Below are 19052 nucleotides of genomic sequence, written 5' to 3'. Positions count from 1 at the left end.
CCACAAGATTAGCAGCCGCACAGGATGCCTTGACCGAAAAGTCGTGGCGCCAACCGTGCGTGACTCCTTTCGGCAGTTCACACCGCCGATTTCCCCTGGATTCCGCGGGGTTCCCAGGGGTTCACCTCGGATTCCACCCGGCTTCGATCTCCTCTCCCGGGTCCCCGGCGACTCGCGTCGACGACTCCCGCCGTGGTCATCCCTCTCGCACGCCCTCCCTCGACGAGCGATGAGCCGTACCAGGAGCGGGGCGAACATAGACTTTGGCGCGTGAGCGACATGCCGCCTGTGGCGAAGAAGGTCCCGGTCGAGCGCACGCACCACGGTGACACCGTGGTGGACGATTACGCCTGGCTGTTCAGCAAGGACGATCCCGACACCATCTCCCACCTCGAGGCGGAGAACGCCTACACGCAGGGGATGACCGGACACCTCAAGGATCTCCAGGAGACGGTGTTCCAGGAGATCAAGAGTCGCACCCTGGAGACCGACCTGTCGGTGCCCAGCCGTAAGGGCGCCTGGTGGTACTACTCGCGCACCGAAGAGGGCAAGCAGTACGGCATCCAGTGCAGGGTCGCGGTCGACGGCGACACGCCGCCCGAGCTGACCCCGGGCGTGCCGTTGCCCGGTGAGCAGGTCCTGCTCGACGGCAACGAACTGGCCGGCGACAGCGCGTTCTTCTCCATCGGGACCAGCGCGATCAGCCCGGACGGCACGAAGCTCGCCTACTCCACCGACTTCACAGGCGACGAGCGGTTCACGCTCAGGTTCAAGAACCTCGACACCGGCGAGCTGCTCCCGGACGAGATTCCCGGCGTCTTCTACGGCGGCGCCTGGTCGGCCGACGGCTCGACGTTCTTCTACTCCACCATCGACGAGGCGTGGCGGCCGTACCGCATCCACCGCCACACGCTGGGCTCCGACGACGACGTGCTCGTCTACCAGGAGGACGACGAGCGGTTCTGGGTCGGGATCGGGCTGACGCGCAGCCAGCGCTACCTGATCGTGAGCGCCGGCAGCAAGATCACGAGTGAGATCCGCGTCCTGGACGCCGACGACCCGACGGGCGAGTTCAAGGTCGTCCGTCCCCGTCGCACCGGCGTCGAGTACGGCCTCGACCATGCGGGCGACCGCTTCCTCGTCCTGCACAACGACGGTGCGGTGAACTTCGAGCTCGCCACCGCGCCCCTCGACGACCCGGCCACCTGGACGCCGCTGATCGAGCATCGGGACGACGTCCGGCTCCTCGACGTCGACGCGTTCAAGGACCACGTCGTCGTGCACTTCCGGCGGGACGGCCTGTCGGGCATCCGGATCCTGCCGGGTGACGGACGGGACCCGTACGAGATCTCCTTCCCCGAGCCGATCTATGACGTGGCGCCGTCGGGGAACGCGGAGTTCGAGACGGATAGGCTCCGCCTCGGGTACACCTCGATGATCACGCCGACGTCCGTGTACGACTACGACCTCCGGACGAACGAGCTCATCCTGCTCAAGCAGAAGACCGTGCTCGGCGGTTACGACCCCGCGGACTACGAGCAGTTCCGCGCCTGGGCGCCGGCCGAGGACGGGACGAAGGTGCCGATCTCCATCGTGGCCAGGAAGGGCACGAACCGGCCCGCTCCGACACTCCTGTACGGCTACGGCAGCTACGAGACCTCGATCGACCCGTACTTCTCCGTGGCCCGCCTGTCGCTGCTCGACCGGGGGTTCGTCTTCGCCGTCGCGCACGTCAGGGGTGGCGGCGAGATGGGCCGCCACTGGTACGAGGACGGCAAGCTGAACAAGAAGAAGAACACCTTCACCGACTTCGTGGCCTGCGCCCGGCACCTCAGGGCCGACGGCTGGTCCAGCCAGATCATCGCGCGGGGCGGATCCGCCGGAGGCCTCCTCATGGGGGCGGTCGCCAACCTCGCTCCGGAGGAGTTCGCCGGCATCGTCGCCGAGGTGCCGTTCGTCGACGCGCTCAACACGATCCTCGACCCGTCGCTGCCGCTCACGGTCATCGAGTGGGACGAGTGGGGCGACCCGCTGCACGACCCCGAGGTCTACGCGTACATGAAGTCGTACTCGCCGTACGAGAACGTGGACAGCCGGCCGTACCCTCCGATCCTGGCGATCACCAGCCTCAACGACACCCGCGTGCTCTACCACGAGCCCGCCAAGTGGGTCGCCAGGCTCAGGGAGTCCGCTCAGGGCGGCCCGTTCCTGCTGAAGACCGAAATGGGCGCGGGGCACGGCGGGCGCAGCGGCAGGTATGACGCATGGCGCGAGGAGGCGTTCACGCTCTCCTGGATTCTCGACCGAGTTGGAGTTACCGAATGACCTACGTGGCGGCAGACGACAGGTACGGACCCATGCCGTACAACCGGACCGGCAGGAGCGGGCTCAAGCTGCCCGCCGTCTCGCTCGGGCTCTGGCACAACTTCGGCGACGACAAGCCGATCGAGACGCAGAGGGCCATCCTCCGCCGGGCGTTCGACCGCGGAGTGACCCATTTCGACCTGGCCAACAACTACGGCCCGCCGTACGGCTCAGCCGAGATCAACTTTGGGCACATCTATCAGCAGGATTTCGCGAAATATCGGGATGAGCTGGTCCTGTCGACCAAGGCCGGATACGACATGTGGCCGGGGCCGTACGGCGAGTGGGGGTCGAGGAAGTACCTGCTGGCCAGCCTCGACCAGTCGCTCAAGCGCATGGGTGTGGACTACGTCGACATCTTCTACAGCCACCGGTTCGACCCGGAGACTCCGCTCGAGGAGACCATGGGCGCGCTCGACCACGCGGTGCGCTCGGGCAAGGCCCTCTACGCGGGCATCTCGTCCTACTCGCCCGAGCGGACGAGGGAGGCCGCCCAGATCCTCCGCGAGATGGGCACGCCGCTGCTCATCCACCAGCCGTCCTACTCGATGCTCAACAGGTGGATCGAGGGTGGGCTGCTCGACGTCCTGGAGGACGAGGGCGTGGGCTGCATCGCCTTCTCCCCGCTCGCTCAGGGCATGCTGACCGACCGCTACCTGGACGGCATCCCCGGGGACTCCCGGGCCGCGCAGGGCAAGTCGCTCGACCCGAGCCTGCTCACCGACGAGGCCCTCCACCACATCCGCACGCTCAACGAGATGGCCAAGCAGCGAGGCCAGTCCCTCGCGCAGATGGCCCTGGCGTGGGCGCTGCGCGACCGGCGGGTCACCACGGTCCTCATCGGGGCGAGCAGCGTCAGGCAACTCGACGACAGCCTCGACTCGGTGAACCGGCTCGACTTCTCCGCCGACGAGTTGGCCGCCATCGACAAGGACGCCGTCGACTCCGGCATCAACCTCTGGGCGGCCTCCAGCGACGGCTGATCCGTCAGATCGCGTCGTGCCGTTGCAGATAGGCGAAAGAGGCCCAGCCAGGGAGCACCGGCAACCAGAAGGTCAGCAGGCGGAACAGCAGCACCGCCGACGTGGCGACCGTTCCGGGCAGGCCCGCCACCGTGAGGCCGAGCGACAACGACGCCTCGACCGCCCCCAGCCCGCCGGGTGTGGGGGCGGCCGAGCCGATCGCGTTGCCGGCCAGGAAGACGATCGCGACCGTCGTGAAGTTCAGGTCGCCGCCGAACGCGCGCACGCACGCCGTCAGGCAGGTGACGAAGGCGACGGTCAGCAGCAGCGTTCCGCTCACGCCCTCGAGGATCTTGCGGGGCGACTGGACCACGTCGAGCAGTCGCGGGATCACTCCGGAGAACATCGCGCGGACGCGGGTCGTCAGCATCCGCCGGAGCGGCCGTACGGCGAGGACGATCAGGAACAGGACGGCCACACTGAGGAGAGCGATCAGCAGTCCGCGCGACGGGGTGAGGGACGGCGCGGCCTGGGTGCCCGTGACGTACCCGAAGAACAGCAGCAGCAGGATGTGCGAGGCGAGGCCGACGAGTTGCGAGGCCCCCACGCTCGCGACCGCGGGCCCGGGTGGGATCCCTCGCTTCTGCAGATAGCGCGTGTTGATCGCCACCCCGCCGACCGCCGCGGGCGCGACCAGCTTCACGAACGAACCGGCGAACTGCGCCAGCACCGTCCGCCCCAGGGGCAGCGGTTCGGGCACGAAACCCCGCAGCATGATCGCCGCGGCGAGGTAGCTCGCGGCGGCCGTGACGAGTGCGACCCCGGTCCAGGCCCAGTTGGCGGTGGTCACGACCGAGACCAGGTTGATCTTGCTGAGCTGGGAGAGCAGGAAGTACACGGCGAGGGCGCCCGCGATGATCGTCACCAGGGTCCGCGGGCGGAACCGCTCGAGACGGACCTCCTCCACGGCGACCTGCGGCTTCAGCGCGACGATGTGCTCGCGGATGGCGGGAAGGAGCTCCCTGTTCTTGCGGGCCGCGGTGCGCGTGTCGCGGCTGAGGGCGATCCGCTGGAGCAGCGGCAGCGCACCGGCGAGCGCGTCTGCGCCGAGCACGGCCGCGGCCGACTTCACCGAACGCTCGGGCCCCACCCGGGTGGCGAGGTAGGTCAGGAGCTGGGCGACGTCCAGCCGCAGCAGCAGGTCGCCCGCCGCGATCTCACCGCTGCGGGCGTCGACCAGGAACACCTGGCCTGCCGTGTCGACCTGGATGCTCTCCCCCGTCAGGTGACGGTGGGCGAGCCGGTGGGCGTGGAGGAGCCTGACCTGGCCCCACAGCTGGGCCAGCAACTCGTCGTCGAAGTCGTCGTCGGACAGGTCCTGCACCGGCCGGCTGTCGATGTGCTCGTAGGCCAGCATCGCCGCCTCGGTGCCGATCTCACTGGTGCCGAGCAGGCGCGGCAGGCTCGCCCCGGCGGCCTGCGCGGCGTAGGCCATCAGAGCCTCGCGCTCCAGCTCCGCCCTCAGGGACCGGATGGCACGGCGCCGCGTCTCGGTGTTGAGCCGGAGCCGCCGCCACAGGCGGTAGACGATCCCGGCGACCTGGCGGTCCCGGTCGAGCACGGTGACGTCCATGCGGCGCTGGTCGGCGAGCCCGATGAGGTAACGGCGGCTGCCCGAGCTGTCGTCCTCGACCCGCCGGGCGCTGACCGGCGAGAAGCCGAGCCGCCGCAGGGCCGCCAGCACCGCGCTGCCCGGCGGCCGGGTGTTCGCGCTGCCGATGCCGTACAACGTTCCGAAACCGACGGCCATGCCGACGAGGTAGGTGAGGATCACGCCGAGCGCGGTGACCTTGGTGGAGGTGAAGAGCGCGAGCACGTCGAGAGCGAGCGCCGTCCACATGAGGGCCCGCCACTGCGGCCTGCGCGACATCCGCACGGCTGTCGCGTAGGCGATGGCCGGGGTCAGCACGCTGTTGAGCGGCTCGACGTCCCTGCTGCCGGTGAGTAGTTGCACGAGCTCGGCCGGGCCCGCGGTGACGAGCCACTCGTCCAGCGTGTAGGCGATCAGCAGGGCCAAGATGGCGGCGATGAGGCCCTGCGCGACGCGCATGCCGTCCCGGTGGAAGACCCGCTCGACGGCGAAGGCCACGGGGACGACCAGCACGGCGACCCCGCCGAGGAGCCCTGAGACGGCCGACAGCAGGGCGGGCGCCCTGCCGGTGCCGGCCTGCACGTCGGTCTCCAGGCCGTTGAGCGTGCGCTGCAGGGCGAGGGCCATCAGCACGACGGCGGCCAGGGCCAGCAGGGTCAGCAGGAAACGCAGGGCGTCGGAGGGGCGGCGGATCCGCTGCGGAAGCAACGGCTCGACGACAAGGACCACTCCCTGCTGTGGAGTGTCCAGCGCGTCCTGCTCCTTGATACCTCTCACCACCAGCGATTCTGTGCGATCTTCGCGCTCGGTGTCCACAATTGACGACATGCGTCTCTCTCTGGCCTCAGACAGTCTCGACGGGGTTGCGGCCCGCCTGGTCGCCGAGGTTCAGCGGAGAGGGCATTCAGTGACACTCTATGGAGCCTTGGCCCCTGGCGGCCGTGCCGACTGGGCCTGGTGTTGCTCAGCCGCTGCGAAAGACGTCTCATCCGGACAATCCGATCTGGCCATCGTGTGCTGCTGGACGGGGACCGGCGCCTCGATCGCGGCCAACAAGATTGCCGGAGTGCGGGCGGCGCTCTGCGTCGACGCCGCCACGGCGGCCGGCGCGCGCAGATGGAACGACGCGAACGTCCTGGCCCTCAGCCTGCGCCTCACCTCGGACCGGCTTCTCGAGGAGATCCTCGATGCCTGGTTCGCAGCCGCGCCGAGCGCGGACGACGAAGACCTGGCCAACATCGCCCACCTCGCACATCTGGAGTCGTAGCCGGATCGTATGGTTGCGCCCATGGAGTTGCGGATTCTGGGGGCATGTCCGCTGGACTGCCCCGACACGTGCTCGTGGGAAGTCACCGTGAGGGACGGCCAGGCCGTCGGCCTCCGGGGCAACCGTGACCACCCGTACACGCGCGGAGCCTTGTGCGTGAAGGTCAACCGATACCTGGAGCACACCCGCGCGCACGACCGCATTCTCCACCCCATGCGCCGCGTCGGCCCCAAGGGGTCGGGCGAGTTCGAGCGGATCAGCTGGGATGAGGCGCTGACCATCGTCTCCGACCGCCTGACGGAGATCGTCCGTGAGCACGGCGGCGAGGCGATCTGGCCGTACCAGGGCACGGGGACCCTGGGATACGTCCAGGGTTCGGAGGGTGAGGCGGGCCGCCGGTCCTGGAACGTCCTCGGCGCGTCCAGGCATCATCTGAACATCTGCTCGACCGCCGGCAACGACGGGCTGCGCCTGACCAACGGGACGCCGGGCGGCATGGATCCCGAGACCTTCGCCCTGTCCCGGCTGATCCTGCTGTGGGGCACGAACACGCTCACGAGCGGGCACCACCTGTGGAAGTTCATCCAGGACGCCCGGGCGAACGGCGCGCACGTGGTGGCCATCGACCCGATCAGGACACGGACGGCCGACCAGGCCGACACCTTCCTGCCCATCCGGCCGGGGACGGACGCGGCGCTCGCCCTCGGACTGCTCAACGTCGTCCTGGAGGAGGGCGCCGAGGACACCGCCTACCTGGAGGAGCACACCCTCGGCTGGGAGGAGTTCAAGGCCGAGATCCTGCAGTATCCCCCGGCTCGGGTCGCCGAGATCACCGGCCTCGCCGAGGAGGACATCCGGGCCCTCGGCGTACGGCTCGCGCACACCCGGCCGACGGGCATCCGGGCGACCATGGGCCTGCAGCGGCACGAAGGCGGCGGCGCCGCATTGAGGATCATCGCCTGCATCCCGGGCGTGACCGGAGACTGGCGCCACCCGGGCGGCGGCGTCGCCTACTCGACCACCGCGCACGTCCCCCTGAAGGTGGACTCGGGCGATCATCTGCTGCGCGAGCCCGTCCGCACGCTGACCATGACCCGGCTCGCCGGGCAACTCGACGAGTCGGTCAAGTGCCTGTGGGTCTACGGCGCCAACCCCCTGGGCTCCACTCCGGACCAGAACCGCATCCGCGCGGCGATGCGCCGCGAGGACCTGTTCACGGTGGTCATGGAGCAGTTCCCCACGGACACCGTCGACTATGCGGACATCGTCCTGCCCGCGACCATGCAGACCGAGCACATGGACCTCCATCAGGGCTACGGCCACATGTACCTGATGTGGAACGAACCGGCCGTGGAGCCCGCCGGCGAGTGCCTCTCGACGACCGAGACCTTCCGGCGACTGGCGCGTCACATGGGCCTGACCGAGCCGTCGCTCTACGACTCCGACCTGGAGATCGCCGAGGGGCTCCTCTCGGGTACCCCGGGGATCACGCTGGACCGTCTGCGCAAGGAGGGCTGGGCCAGGCTCGACGTCGCCGACCCCTTCGTCCCCTTCACCGACGGCTTCCCCACGCCGTCGGGCAGGCTGGAGTTCGCGTCCGACCGGGCCGCCGCGGCCGGGTTGCCGCGCGTCGCGGGCTACGTCCCCTCCCGCACGGCCCGTACGGCCGGGGCCGACCGCGAGTATCCGCTGATGATGATCACACCGGCGTCGCACACGTCCCTGAACACGACCTTCGGCAACAACCCCGAGTTGCTCAGGCGGTCGAAGGGCCCCCGGGTCCTGGTCAACGCCGCCGACGCCGAGCCCCGCGGCCTGGTCGACGGCGAGCCCGCCCGGGTCTTCAACCGCAACGGCCAGTTCACGGCGTACGTCGAGATCAGTGACCGGGTCCGGCCCGGCGTCGTCGCCGCGCCCAAGGGCCACTGGCCCAAACTCAGCCCCGGAGGCGCCAACCCGAACGCCACGGTGGACGAGCGCGACGCCGACATGGGCCGGGGGGCCGTCTACCACGACAACCTCGTGGACATAGCGCGCCTGTGATCAACCGCTGTGCTTCGCCAGGAACGCCATGATCGCGTCGAGCACCATCGGCCCCTGAGCGGTCCCGAAGAGCGCGGAGGCGTGCGCGAACTCCCCCTTGGCGACGATGAGAGAGCGGTCCGGCGACTTGACGGCGGCGTCGCCGGCCGCCTGAAGGGTGATCGGAGTGGCCCCGGAGTCGTTCTCGGCGGTGATCTGCAGCAGCGGCGCCGTGAGCGGCGCCGTCTCCTCGGGGATCACCGTGCCCGCGAGGTTGACGACACCCACGGGCGGCTCCTTCAGCTTGGTGGCGGCGACGATCGACTCCGACCCCCCGATCGAACCGCCGACCAGGAAGACCCGCTCGGCGCCGTCCTTCCTGAGCCGCTCGGTCATCTTCACGATCAGGGGGTTGACCGGACCTGAGAGGCCACGCTCGTAGAGAAGGACGCGGTAGCCGGCGGACGTGAGCCGTTCGGCGAGCGGCCGCCACGTGCAGGCGTCTCCACCCCTCTCGTACGACACCACCACTCCGACGGGGCCGTCTCCCATGATCAGCCCGCCGAACGTGACGCCGCCGCCGTCGTAGGTGAACAGGCGGCCGTCTGCCGGGCCGTAGCAGCCCTGGAGGTTCGGGCCGGTGAGGCTGGCTGACGGCGTGGCGGTCGCCGTGGGGGTGCCGGGAAGGCTGGGCGGACTCGAGGCGCCCACTGTTCCGCCGACCGTGCCCCCGCAACCGGTCAGCAGGAGCAGAAGGGCGATCAGGGCTCGCTTCCCCGGCATCCACGACTCCTTGAACTATGTAAGAACTGACATAGTGGTGGGAATCGAAGAGTGAGTCAATAGGCTGGGAACACCATGAGCTCCACGATCCCCACGCTCGGGTTCGCGATCCTCTCCGTACTGGCACGGGCCGACAGCACGGGCTATGAGATCGCCGGTCGGATGCGCAACCCGGTGGCCCGCTTCTGGACGGCCAGCCACAGCCAGATCCACACCGACCTCAGGCGCCTGCTCGCGGCAGGCCTGGTCGGGTACACCACGGCTCCGGGGCCGGGCCCCCAGGAGAAGAAGATCTACTCGATCACCGGCGAGGGCCTCGAAGCGCTACGGGAGTGGGTGACGGAACCGCCGCGACCCCAGCCCGAGCGGGACGAACTGGTGCTCAAGACCTACGCCGCCTGGCTGGCCGACCCCGCCGCACTGAGCGAGATGTTCCGCACGGCACTGCGCGGCCATGAGAAGCGCCTGGCCGAATACGAGGCCGCGTGGGCGTCCATGGAGAAGGAGGCGCCGGCCTTCGGGACCCCCCGGTTCGGGAACATGGCCGCGCTGCGCTGCGGCCTCACCTACGAGAGGCACCGCGCCGACTGGTGCCGCTGGATGATCGATCAGTTGAGCCGCAGCTTGAAGCCCTCGTGTGACGCCTCGTACCCGAGCGAGGAGTAGAAGCGGTGCGCGTCGGTGCGCGCCTTGTCCGAGGTGAGCTGGAGCAGCGTGCAGCCACGCTCCCGGGCCCGGTCGGCGGCCCATTGCATCATCTTTCCGCCGATGCCCTGACTCCGGTGCGCCGAGGAGACCCTGACCCCTTCGACCTGGGCCCGCTCGGCGCCACGCCGCGACAGGCCGGGGATGAAGGTCAGCTGCATCGTGCCCACGATCTCGCCGTCCGACTCCACGACGATCAGCTCATTGCGGGGGTCCGCGTCGATGGCCGCGAAGGCGACGTCGTAGTCGAGTCCCGGAACGGTGTCGCGGCTCGCCGAGATCGGATCGTCGACCAGCAACGCCACGATGACCGGAACATCCTCACGCCGGGCCGTACGGAATGAAAGGGACATACCGGAGACCCTAGCGGGGCCGGGTCAGGGAGCCGTCAGGGACTTCCCCGATGCCTGCGACCGCCTACGGAACACAGCATGTAAGCATGAAGGAACTCAGCAGAAGCGACGAGATGTCGCTGGCCGGTGCCGCCCTGCGCGGCGCCCCCTGGAAGCCCGCCGCGGTCTCCGGCGGCGCCGTGGCGGCCACCAGCCTCATCATGGGCGTGATCCTCCCGGGGTCCCCCGACATCAGCTGGGCGCTCTGCGTGGGCATCACCATGTTCGCCCTGGTGGCGAGCATCGGCGCGATAGCCCAGCCGCACGCGGGCGACCGAGTGACGCAGCAGGCCAGGGTGTGGGCCCTGGGCCACCCCTGGCGGTTCTCCCTCTATCCCGGGCTCGGCGCCGCCGCGCTGATGTACCCGGTGCAGCTGATCTTCGACGGCGAGGGCATCTTCGGCGCCGCGTGGGACGCGCTCTGCGGCGGCGCGTTGGTCTTCCTCATCACCGGCGTGCTCGCGCTCGCGATGCGCAGCCGCGCCAGGACGAGGTGACCGTTCACTCGTCGGCGGCGCGGTCCCACCACATCGTGACGAAGGTCCGCCGGGGGGCGGGCCAGACCCCGAGTTCGGTGGCCACCTTGATCACCTCACTGGCCCTGCCGGGGTCGAGGCACAACCTCCGGCAGGCGCTCGCCGCCATCTCCTCGGCCGACGCGAACGGAGTGTCCGGGGACGGGTACCGCTCGGCGGCCACGTCGAATCCCAGCGCCTCGGCGATGGATACGGCGTCCGCCGCGGTCGGCGTCGCCGGCCGCGGCAGACCGTGGAAGTGCTCCCAGAGCGGGTTCAGCCAGCTCGTGGGATGAATCTCCGGCAACTCGAGCACGACCCGCCTGCGGGCGTGACGATCGAGGGCGACGAAGAACTCCGCCAGGTCGGGCACATTGAAGACGACATGCGCGCACACGACGACATCGGCCACGGGTGTGCGATCCGCGACGTCGGGCCACCGGCCCTCGACCGTCTGAACCGCCGTCCCGCGGGCCTGCCGGCCGAGTTCGGCCAGCATCCCCGCGTTCTCGTCGACGGCCACCAGCAGGGCGGGCCCCAGCGGCAGGCTCGCCGCTCCCGTTCCGGCCCCCACATCGAGCACGGAGCCGCCGCGCGGCAGGGCCTCACGCGCCCGTTCGTAGGTCGGCCCCTTCGGATCGGCCAGTAGCGCGCCGGTCCTGCGCGCGAAGCGCTCCACCTGATGTGTCCAGGGATTCGTCGGCGCCTTCGCCAGGATCTCGTCCGGAATCGCCCAGGACTCCAGGTCCGCCCGCCAGCCCGCCATCAGATCATCAAGGCCCATCCCGCAACGCTACGGCGAGCGGCCACTCCCCACCAGTCATCCAGTGCCGGATGTGTCGGGTAAAAGATGCATGTAGGTGGTTACCGGCGGGTAGCATTCAGATAGAGTTACCGGCCAGTACGTAACCCCCGGGTCTGGTCCTAGGAGTGCACAGATGGGTCACTACAAGAGCAATCTCCGCGACCTGGAGTTCAACCTCTTCGAGGTCTTCGGCCGCAAGGAAGTCCTGGGCACCGGCCCGTTCGCCGACGTGGACGAGGACACGGCACGCACCGTGCTCGACGAGGTGAACCGGCTCGCGACAGGACCGCTCGCCGAGTCGTTCGAGGACGCCGACCGGCATCCCCCGGTGTTCGACCCCGCGACTCACAGCGTGACCATGCCCGAGAGCTTCAAGAAGTCCTACCAGGCCTGGGTCGACGCCGAGTGGTGGCGGCTGGAGTTGCAGCCCGAACTCGGCGGGACGACCGCGCCGCGCAGCCTGGTGTGGGCGATGGCGGAGCTGGTCCTGGGCGCCAACCCGGCCGTGTGGATGTTCGCCTGCGGCCCGGCCTTCGCCCGCCAGTTGTACGAACTGGGCACCGACGACCAGAAGCGGTTCGCCTCCATGGCGATCGAGCGGCGCTGGGGCGCCACCATGGTCCTCACCGAGCCGGACGCGGGCTCCGACGTCGGCGCCGGCCGTACCAAGGCGGTCGAGCAGCCCGACGGCACCTGGCACATCGAGGGCGTCAAGCGCTTCATCACCAGCGGTGAGCACGACATGGCCGAGAACATCTTCCACCTCGTGCTGGCCCGGCCCGAGGGCGCCCGCTCCGGCACCAAGGGCCTGTCGATGTTCCTCGTCCCCAAGTACCTCGTCGACCTCGAGACCGGCGAACTGGGCGAGCGCAACGGGGTCTACGTCACCAACGTCGAGAAGAAGATGGGCCTCAAGGTCTCCACGACCTGCGAGCTCACGCTCGGCGAGCGGCACCCGGCCGTCGGCTACCTCGTGGGCGGCGTCCACGAGGGCATCAAGCAGATGTTCATGATCATTGAGCACGCCCGGATGATGGTCGGCGCGAAGGCCATCGCGACGCTGTCCACCGGCTACCTGAACGCCCTCGACTACGCACGCAACCGCGTCCAGGGCGCCGACATCACCCGTTCGGCCGACAAGACCGCCCCGCGGGTCACCATCGCCCACCACCCCGACGTGCGCCGCGAACTGATGCTCCAGAAGTCGTATGCCGAGGCCATGCGGGCGCTCGTCATCTACACGGCGACCTTCCAGGACACGATCCAGATCGCGGAGTCCGAGGGCCGCAAGGACGCCGCCGCCGAGGCGATGAACGACCTGCTGCTCCCGCTCGTGAAGGGTGTCGGCTCCGAGAGGTCGTACGAACTGCTCGCCCGGTCCCTCCAGACGCTCGGCGGCTCGGGCTTCCTGCAGGACTACCCGATCGAGCAGTACATCCGCGACTCGAAGATCGACTCGCTGTATGAGGGCACGACCGCGATCCAGGGCCTCGACCTGTTCTTCAGGAAGATCCTCAGGAACCAGGGCGCTGCGCTGGGCACGCTGCTCGGCGACATCAAGGCCTTCGCCGGCTCCGAGGCGGGCAACGGCCGCCTCAAGGTCGAGCGTGCGCTGCTGGACGAGGCCGCCGACGAGGTCAAGGCCATGGCGGACACCATGGCAGGCTGGGCGATCTCCTCGATCGAGACCCCGAACGAGGTGCGCAAGGTGGGCCTCAACACCACGCGCTTCCTGATGGCCCTCGGCGATCTGGTGCTCGGCTGGCTGCTGCTCCGTCAGGCCGAGGTGGCACTCAGGGCCCTCGGCGAGTCGGACGCCGACCAGGCGTTCTACGCCGGCAAGGTCGGGGCGGCCGCGTTCTTCGCCCAGACCGTCCTGCCCCGGCTGGCCGCCGAGCGGCGCGTGCTCGCCGCGACCGGGGACGACCTGATGGAGCTTCCCGAAGAGGCCTTCTGAGGTAGTGGCAGCCGTGCGGATCTCCCTCCCGGAGATCCGCACGGCTTTCCAGTACTGTGATCTCGCGCGGCCGGGTATTACCGATTGCGCACGGGCTGTTTACCTTGCCACTACCAGCCTCCCGGAGGTCACGCGATGGGCATCGGGGTCAGCATCTTCTTCATCACGCTCGGTGCGATCCTGAAGTTCGCCATCGAGCCGGACGTCCTGGGCGACACCGTGCACATCGACGTCATCGGCGTCATCTTCATGGCCGTCGGAGGCGTGGGGCTGCTGCTGAGCATCGTGTTCGCCAGCCGGCGCGGCCAGACCTCCGACAACCACCTGATGGAGCACGAGAACAAGCCCGAGGCGTAGCCCGCGTCCCCCGCAGCATCGTGCGACTCATTTACGGCTGGACGACTTCACGGCTGGACGACGACGCCCGCCTACGTGCAGGACCGGCTGAGATGCGAACTGAGCGGGACATGCCTGGCCCGGTAGTGCCGAACCGGCTCAGAACGCGTACTGAACGGCCGCCCGGGAGGCCACGATGGGCGCGATGAACTCGGCGATGACCGCACGGTGGGTCGGGTGGTCGCGGTAGACGAGATAGTCCTCGGGCGAGTCGAAGTCGGCGACCACGGCGAAGTCGTAGTTGCCCTCGTTGATCCCGGCGTCCGCGCCGACCACGTAGTCCCGCAGCTCGCCGATGACGGCCGGCAACTCCCGCAGGCGCGTGGCCACCTCGGTCTTCTGGTCCTCGGTCGCGGCCTCGGTCCAGGTGAACATGACGACGTGCCGGAACATGGTCTCCCCTTGTGCTGTGACGTTGCCCGCCACCTTCTCACAGCCCGCGTCGCCGATCAGACGCGGTGCCCGGCCTTCCCGGTCACCGCGTCCGACCACGTACGGCTCAGCCCCAGGCGAGCATCTTGAGCGGATCCTCGAGCATCGCGCCGATGTCACGGAGGATGTACGACCCGATCTCACCGTCGATCAGCCGGTGATCGAACGACAGGGCCAGCGTGGTCACCTTGCGTACGGCGAGCTGCCCGTCGACCACCCACGGCATGTCCCTGATCTGGCCGAGCGCCAGGATCGCGGCCTCACCGGGGTTGAGGATCGGCGTGCCCGCGTCGATCCCGAACACGCCCACGTTCGTGATCGTGATCGTCCCCCCGGTCAGCTCGGCCGGGGTGGCCTTACCGGAGCGGGCCCGCTCGGTCAGGTCGTTCAGCGCCACGGCCAGCTCGGGCAGCGAGAGGGCGTGCGCGTCCTTGATGTTCGGGACGATCAGCCCCCGATCCGTCGCGGCCGCGATACCCAGGTTCACGTAGTGCCTGACGATGATCGCCTCGTCGGTCCACGTGGAGTTGGCCATCGGGTGCCGCCTCACTGCGGTCAGCAGCGCCCTGGCGACCAGCAGCAACGGAGAGACCTTGACCTCGGCGAAGTCGGGCATCTGGCGCAGCCGCCTGACCGCCGCCATCGTCTCGGTCACGTCCACCTGGAGGAACTCGGTGACGTGCGGCGCGGTGAACGCGCTCGCCACCATGGCCTGGGCGGTGGCCTTCCTGACGCCCCTGACCGGGATGCGCTCCTCGCGGCCCGGCGCCGCCTGCCTGAGGGGAACCGCCTGCCCTGTCGCTTGCCCTGGCGCGGGCGAGCCGACGGCGGACTGGACGTCGTCGCGGGTGATCGAGCCCTGCGGGCCCGTTCCTTCGACGGTCGCCAGATCGACGCCCAGATCCTTGGCCAGCTTGCGCACCGGCGGCTTGGCCAGGACGCTGACGCGCCCGGCGGTCTGGGCGGGAGCGGTGACCACAGGGGCCGGGGCCGCGGGCGCCGGGACCACCGCCGGAACCACCGCGGGAGCCACGGTGGCGGACTCGGTGGCGGACTCGGTGGCGGACTTGCGGGGACGGCGCTTGGTGGAGCTGGCCATGACCCCGTAACCGACGAGGACCGGCTTGCGCTCCTGCTTCGGCGCCGGGCTGCCGTGGATCCCCGGCTCGACGGCGCCTTCGGCCGGCGGATTCGGCACGAGGTCCTCCGGGCTGCCCCCGGCCTCCTCCTCGGTCCGCACGGCGATGATCGGAGCGCCGACGTCGACCGTCTGGCCCTCGGTCACCATGAGGGCGGCGACGATGCCCTCGAACGGGCAGGGCAACTCGACGACGGCCTTCGCCGTCTCGATCTCGACGATCGTCTGGTTGATCCTGACGGACTCGCCCTCGGCGACGTGCCACTTGACGATCTCGGCCTCGGTCAGGCCCTCACCCACGTCGGGGAGCTTGAACTCACGAAGCATGAGGATCCTCCCTCTCAGTAGGTGAAGGCGCGGTCGACGGCGTCGAGCACCCGGTCGAGGTCCGGCAGGTAGTACTCCTCCAGCCGGGACGGCGGGTACGGCGTGGAGAAACCACCGACGCGCAGCACCGGCGACTCCAGGTGGTAGAAGCACTGCTCGGTGATCCGAGCCGCGAGCTCGGCGCCGAACCCGGTGAACACCGGCGCCTCGTGCACCACCACGCAGCGGCCCGTCCGCTTGACCGACTCGGCCACCACGCCCATGTCCAGCGGGTTGAGCGAGCGCAGGTCGATGACCTCGATGTCGCGGCCGTCCTCCGCGGCCGCGGCGGCGGCCTCGAGGCAGGTCTTCACCATCGGCCCGTACGCCAGGAGGGTGATGTCGGCTCCGGGCCGGGCGACTCTGGCCTGGTCGAGGGGCAGGCCCGTCGCGGTCAGGTCGACCTCGGACTTGTCCCAGTAGCGGCGCTTGGGCTCGAAGAAGATGATCGGGTCGTCGGCCCGGATGGCTTCCTGGATCATGCTGTAGCCGTCGGCCGGGTTGGAGCAGGCGACGACGCGCAGTCCGGCGGTGTGCGTGAAGTAGGCCTCGGGAGACTCCGAGTGGTGCTCCACCGCTCCGATCCCGCCACCGCACGGGATACGGACCACGACGGGCAGCTTCAGCGCGCCGAGCGACCTGAGCGGCATCTTGGCGAGCTGCGTGATGATCTGGTTGACGGCGGGGAACACGAAGCCGTCGAACTGGATCTCGCAGACCGGCCGGTAGCCGCGCAGGGCCAGGCCGATGGCCGTGCCGATGATGCCCGACTCGGCGAGCGGCGTGTCGATCACGCGATCCTCGCCGAAGTCCTTCTGCAGGCCGTCGGTCACGCGGAACACGCCGCCGAGCTTGCCGACGTCCTCGCCCATGACGAGAACCTTGGAGTCGTCCTCCATCGAGCGGCGCAGTCCCTCGTTGAGCGCCTTGGCGAGAGTCAGTGTGGTCATCGCTCGAATCCCGCCAGGTAGGTCAGGTACTGGTCGCGCTCCTCGTCGAGGAGGCTGTGCTGGGCCGCGTAGACGTGCTGGAACAACGCCTCGGGCTCGGGGTCGGGCAGCTCCAGGCACCTGCGCCGGACGTCCTTGCCCAGCGCGTCGGCCTCCGCGTCGACCTTGTCGAAGAACTCCTGGTCGGCGAGCTGGTTCTTGAACAGGTAGGCCTTCAGACGCTCGATCGGGTCCTTGAGCTTCCACGCCTCCAGCTCGTCGGCGACCCGGTAGCGGGTGGGGTCGTCGGAGGTGGTGTGCGCGCCCATGCGATAGGTGTACGCCTCGATCAGCGTGGGCCCCTGGCCCTCACGCGCGTTCTGCAGGGCCTTGCGGGTGACCGCCAGGCAGGCGAACACGTCGTTGCCGTCGACCCGCACGCCGGGGAAGCCGAAGCCGGACGCCCTCTTGTAGAGCGGGATCTTCGACTGCTTCTCCAGCGGCTCGGAGATCGCCCACTGGTTGTTCTGGCAGAAGAAGACCACGGGGGCGTTGAAGACCGACGCCCAGATGAACGACTCGTTCACGTCGCCCTGGGAAGTCGCGCCGTCGCCGAAGTAGGCGATCGTCGCCGCCTCCGCGCCGTCGCGCTGAATCCCCATGGCGTATCCCACCGCGTGCAGCGTCTGGGAGCCGATGACGATCGTGTAGAGGTGGAAGTTGTGCTCGGCCGGATCCCATCCGCCGTGGTTCACACCGCGGAACAGGCCGAGCAGCCGTACCGGATCGACGTCGCGGCACCAGGCCACACCGTGTTCCCGATAGGTCGGGAACGCCATGTCGGCGTCGGTGAGCGCGCGGCCTGAGCCGATCTGCGCGGCCTCCTGTCCGAGGAGGGACGCCCAGATGCCGAGTTCGCCCTGCCGCTGGAGCGCGACCGCTTCGAGGTCGATGCGGCGGACCAGGACGAGGTCACGGTAAAGGGAGCGGACCTCTTCATCGGTCAGCTCGATGTCGTAGTCGGGGTGCTCGACACGCTCCCCTTCGGGGGTGAGCAGTTGGACGAGCTCCGGAGGTGCGTCAACACCACGAGGGGCGTCGGATGTCACGTGCCACTCCTGTGCGTCGTGGGCCGTTCGTGGGCGGGGTCGCCACCGCGGTCGGGCCGGATCTTCTGGCATACGGCCGCTGGGGTGGTAGGCCGCACGCGTCTGCGGACATGGTGGCAGAGTCGGTACCCGCTTGCGCAAGACCCGCCATCACCGTCCACACCCTCCCCGATTCCCGCAGTGCCGGAGCCCAACACTCCCACTACGCGTTCCGCTGCCGGACACCCGGTCGGGGGCGTCGGGCCTGTCGCTAGGCTTGTCGCGAAGCGATCCCACCACCCAGCAGGAGGAACAACGTGGCGCGCGTCATCGTCGACGTCATGCTCAAGCCGGAGATCCTCGACCCGCAGGGGCAGGCGATCGCCAGGGCGCTGCCCCGTCTGGGTTTCTCCGGAGTCTCCGACGTACGGCAGGGCAAGCGGTTCGAGGTCGAACTCGACGGCCCGGCGGACGAAGCGGCTCTTTCGGAGGTCCGGAAGATGGCCGAAACTCTCCTCGCCAACACGGTGATCGAAGACTTCACGATCCACGTCGAGAGCTGAAGTGGGATATTTCACACTACGAAAATTAGGACAAAATCCGCTATAGAGCACATCGTGCGAGCGTAAAGCCCCTCTTGGTCGAACCATGAATAACACGCACGTGATTACGCGGTTAGGCCTGATTCACCGGGGAAACCTACCTTGGTGACCTTCGACACCGGGGAGGGGTCCGGTGGATATTGAGTTTTCGCTTGCCATGCCGCGGGATGCCATCGGCATCCCCATGGTCCGTCGTGTGCTCGGAGACGCTCTCCGTTCACTGGGCGTGACCGAGGGCTGCGTGTCCGACATCCTGCTCGCGACCTCCGAGGCCTGCACCAACGCGGTGCGGCACGGGGGTCCGGTGAACCGTTACGAGGTGATGGCCACCATCGGCCACGGCCGCTGCGAGCTGCGCATCGTCGACTGCGGACTGGGGCTGGAAACGATTCCCAAGCAGTATCCCCCGAGCGACGTCGAGAACGGGCGGGGCATTCTGATCATGCGGGCCGTCGTGGACGAGATCTCCTTCGACATCACGCCCGGCCAGGGCACCACCGTCCGGCTCCGCAAGGAGCTCGACTGGGACGAGGACGCCATCGCCCACCACCTCACGCTCGCCGGGCAGCTCGCCGGCGTCTGATCGGCCGGTTCCGAGCGCTCCACCGAGCGGCCGATTTGGGTCCTTCGATAACCTGAGGTGTACCGCCACCGACCGCCATCCTCCAAGTAGATGGC

At 69.0% G+C, this 19052-nt stretch carries 18 protein-coding genes; 10 read left to right on the top strand and 8 right to left on the bottom strand.

The features are described from left to right. Positions 1–279 precede the first annotated feature (279 nt). Together Pmi06nite_RS30075 and mgrA are read left to right on the top strand one after the other, a co-directional pair. Positions 280–2325: a S9 family peptidase gene (locus Pmi06nite_RS30075; protein WP_203956535.1), complete on the top strand. Its 2046-nt coding sequence runs from the start codon at positions 280–282 to the stop codon at positions 2323–2325. Further along, complete coding sequence (mgrA, locus tag Pmi06nite_RS30070; RefSeq protein ID WP_203956518.1) at positions 2322–3347, top strand: L-glyceraldehyde 3-phosphate reductase; 1026 nt, start codon at positions 2322–2324, stop codon at positions 3345–3347. The genes Pmi06nite_RS30075 and mgrA overlap by 4 nt, the downstream gene beginning before the upstream one ends. A gap of 4 nt (positions 3348–3351) precedes the next feature. Here mgrA and Pmi06nite_RS30065 read toward each other — a convergent pair whose 3' ends face one another. Then, a complete protein-coding gene (locus Pmi06nite_RS30065) occupies positions 3352–5754 on the bottom strand; it encodes a lysylphosphatidylglycerol synthase transmembrane domain-containing protein (protein WP_239114290.1) in 2403 nt (800 codons plus the stop codon). A gap of 49 nt (positions 5755–5803) precedes the next feature. On the opposite strand from Pmi06nite_RS30065, the gene Pmi06nite_RS30060 reads away from it, so the two are divergent. Next, positions 5804–6244 carry an RpiB/LacA/LacB family sugar-phosphate isomerase gene (locus Pmi06nite_RS30060; RefSeq protein WP_203956516.1) on the top strand — a complete coding sequence of 147 codons (441 nt, stop codon included), beginning with the start codon at positions 5804–5806 and terminating at the stop codon, positions 6242–6244. Between the two features lie 21 nt (positions 6245–6265). Next, positions 6266–8287, top strand: coding sequence for a molybdopterin-containing oxidoreductase family protein (locus tag Pmi06nite_RS30055; protein WP_203956515.1), 2022 nt, complete (start codon positions 6266–6268; stop codon positions 8285–8287). Here the strand turns inward: Pmi06nite_RS30055 and Pmi06nite_RS30050 are convergent, their stop codons facing one another. Then, positions 8288–9049 (bottom strand): alpha/beta fold hydrolase, encoded by a 762-nt coding sequence (locus Pmi06nite_RS30050; RefSeq protein WP_203956514.1) that lies wholly within the window; start codon positions 9047–9049, stop codon positions 8288–8290. Between the two features lie 75 nt (positions 9050–9124). On the opposite strand from Pmi06nite_RS30050, the gene Pmi06nite_RS30045 reads away from it, so the two are divergent. Then, positions 9125–9715, top strand: a complete 591-nt coding sequence (locus Pmi06nite_RS30045; RefSeq protein WP_203956513.1) for a PadR family transcriptional regulator — start codon at positions 9125–9127, stop codon at positions 9713–9715. Here Pmi06nite_RS30045 and Pmi06nite_RS30040 read toward each other — a convergent pair. Beyond that, complete coding sequence (locus Pmi06nite_RS30040) at positions 9658–10107, bottom strand: GNAT family N-acetyltransferase (RefSeq protein WP_203956512.1); 450 nt, start codon at positions 10105–10107, stop codon at positions 9658–9660. The genes Pmi06nite_RS30045 and Pmi06nite_RS30040 overlap by 58 nt on opposite strands. Positions 10108–10193: 86 nt before the next feature. Here Pmi06nite_RS30040 and Pmi06nite_RS30035 point away from each other — a divergent pair, with 86 nt between their 5' ends. Continuing rightward, positions 10194–10643, top strand: a complete 450-nt coding sequence (locus Pmi06nite_RS30035) for a hypothetical protein (RefSeq protein ID WP_203956511.1) — start codon at positions 10194–10196, stop codon at positions 10641–10643. A gap of 4 nt (positions 10644–10647) precedes the next feature. On the opposite strand, the gene Pmi06nite_RS30030 is transcribed toward Pmi06nite_RS30035, so the two are convergent. Next, positions 10648–11445, bottom strand: coding sequence for a class I SAM-dependent methyltransferase (locus tag Pmi06nite_RS30030; protein ID WP_239114289.1), 798 nt, complete (start codon positions 11443–11445; stop codon positions 10648–10650). Between the two features lie 154 nt (positions 11446–11599). Between Pmi06nite_RS30030 and Pmi06nite_RS30025 the strand changes: the two genes are divergently transcribed. After that, a complete protein-coding gene (locus tag Pmi06nite_RS30025; protein ID WP_203956510.1) occupies positions 11600–13423 on the top strand; it encodes an acyl-CoA dehydrogenase in 1824 nt (607 codons plus the stop codon). 135 nt (positions 13424–13558) lie between these two features. Beyond that, complete coding sequence (locus Pmi06nite_RS30020) at positions 13559–13780, top strand: hypothetical protein (RefSeq protein ID WP_203956509.1); 222 nt, start codon at positions 13559–13561, stop codon at positions 13778–13780. A gap of 138 nt (positions 13781–13918) precedes the next feature. Here Pmi06nite_RS30020 and Pmi06nite_RS30015 read toward each other — a convergent pair whose 3' ends face one another. From Pmi06nite_RS30015 to pdhA, 4 genes are read right to left on the bottom strand one after another with little or no spacing between them, the layout of a single operon-like run. Continuing rightward, positions 13919–14311: a Dabb family protein gene (locus Pmi06nite_RS30015; protein WP_308442540.1), complete on the bottom strand. Its 393-nt coding sequence runs from the start codon at positions 14309–14311 to the stop codon at positions 13919–13921. A 7-nt stretch (positions 14312–14318) separates the two neighbouring features. After that, complete coding sequence (locus tag Pmi06nite_RS30010; protein ID WP_203956508.1) at positions 14319–15716, bottom strand: dihydrolipoamide acetyltransferase family protein; 1398 nt, start codon at positions 15714–15716, stop codon at positions 14319–14321. 14 nt (positions 15717–15730) lie between these two features. After that, positions 15731–16705 (bottom strand): alpha-ketoacid dehydrogenase subunit beta, encoded by a 975-nt coding sequence (locus Pmi06nite_RS30005; protein WP_203956507.1) that lies wholly within the window; start codon positions 16703–16705, stop codon positions 15731–15733. After that, complete coding sequence (gene pdhA, locus Pmi06nite_RS30000) at positions 16702–17793, bottom strand: pyruvate dehydrogenase (acetyl-transferring) E1 component subunit alpha (RefSeq protein ID WP_239114288.1); 1092 nt, start codon at positions 17791–17793, stop codon at positions 16702–16704. The genes Pmi06nite_RS30005 and pdhA overlap by 4 nt, the downstream gene beginning before the upstream one ends. A 296-nt stretch (positions 17794–18089) precedes the next feature. Between pdhA and purS the strand changes: the two genes are divergently transcribed. Further along, positions 18090–18335 (top strand): phosphoribosylformylglycinamidine synthase subunit PurS, encoded by a 246-nt coding sequence (gene purS, locus Pmi06nite_RS29995; protein WP_203956505.1) that lies wholly within the window; start codon positions 18090–18092, stop codon positions 18333–18335. A gap of 172 nt (positions 18336–18507) precedes the next feature. Next, positions 18508–18957 carry an ATP-binding protein gene (locus Pmi06nite_RS29990; RefSeq protein WP_239095177.1) on the top strand — a complete coding sequence of 150 codons (450 nt, stop codon included), beginning with the start codon at positions 18508–18510 and terminating at the stop codon, positions 18955–18957. The last annotated feature ends 95 nt before the right edge of the window (positions 18958–19052 follow it).

The organism is Planotetraspora mira, from assembly GCF_016863275.1.
Taxonomy (GTDB): Bacteria; Actinomycetota; Actinomycetes; order Streptosporangiales; family Streptosporangiaceae; genus Planotetraspora; species Planotetraspora mira.
Note: the sequence above shows the minus strand (reverse complement) of the source record. Positions and strands in the feature narration are given on the sequence as shown.

Coding starts and splice junctions, on each gene's coding strand:
- Pmi06nite_RS30075 (WP_203956535.1), top strand. CDS start 280: ATGCCGCCTGTGGCGAAGAAGGTCCCGGTCGAGCGCACGCACCACGGT.
- mgrA (WP_203956518.1), top strand. CDS start 2,322: ATGACCTACGTGGCGGCAGACGACAGGTACGGACCCATGCCGTACAAC.
- Pmi06nite_RS30060 (WP_203956516.1), top strand. CDS start 5,804: ATGCGTCTCTCTCTGGCCTCAGACAGTCTCGACGGGGTTGCGGCCCGC.
- Pmi06nite_RS30055 (WP_203956515.1), top strand. CDS start 6,266: ATGGAGTTGCGGATTCTGGGGGCATGTCCGCTGGACTGCCCCGACACG.
- Pmi06nite_RS30050 (WP_203956514.1), bottom strand. CDS start 9,049: ATGCCGGGGAAGCGAGCCCTGATCGCCCTTCTGCTCCTGCTGACCGGT.
- Pmi06nite_RS30045 (WP_203956513.1), top strand. CDS start 9,125: ATGAGCTCCACGATCCCCACGCTCGGGTTCGCGATCCTCTCCGTACTG.
- Pmi06nite_RS30040 (WP_203956512.1), bottom strand. CDS start 10,107: ATGTCCCTTTCATTCCGTACGGCCCGGCGTGAGGATGTTCCGGTCATC.
- Pmi06nite_RS30035 (WP_203956511.1), top strand. CDS start 10,194: ATGAAGGAACTCAGCAGAAGCGACGAGATGTCGCTGGCCGGTGCCGCC.
- Pmi06nite_RS30030 (WP_239114289.1), bottom strand. CDS start 11,445: ATGGGCCTTGATGATCTGATGGCGGGCTGGCGGGCGGACCTGGAGTCC.
- Pmi06nite_RS30025 (WP_203956510.1), top strand. CDS start 11,600: ATGGGTCACTACAAGAGCAATCTCCGCGACCTGGAGTTCAACCTCTTC.
- Pmi06nite_RS30020 (WP_203956509.1), top strand. CDS start 13,559: ATGGGCATCGGGGTCAGCATCTTCTTCATCACGCTCGGTGCGATCCTG.
- Pmi06nite_RS30010 (WP_203956508.1), bottom strand. CDS start 15,716: ATGCTTCGTGAGTTCAAGCTCCCCGACGTGGGTGAGGGCCTGACCGAG.
- Pmi06nite_RS30005 (WP_203956507.1), bottom strand. CDS start 16,705: ATGACCACACTGACTCTCGCCAAGGCGCTCAACGAGGGACTGCGCCGC.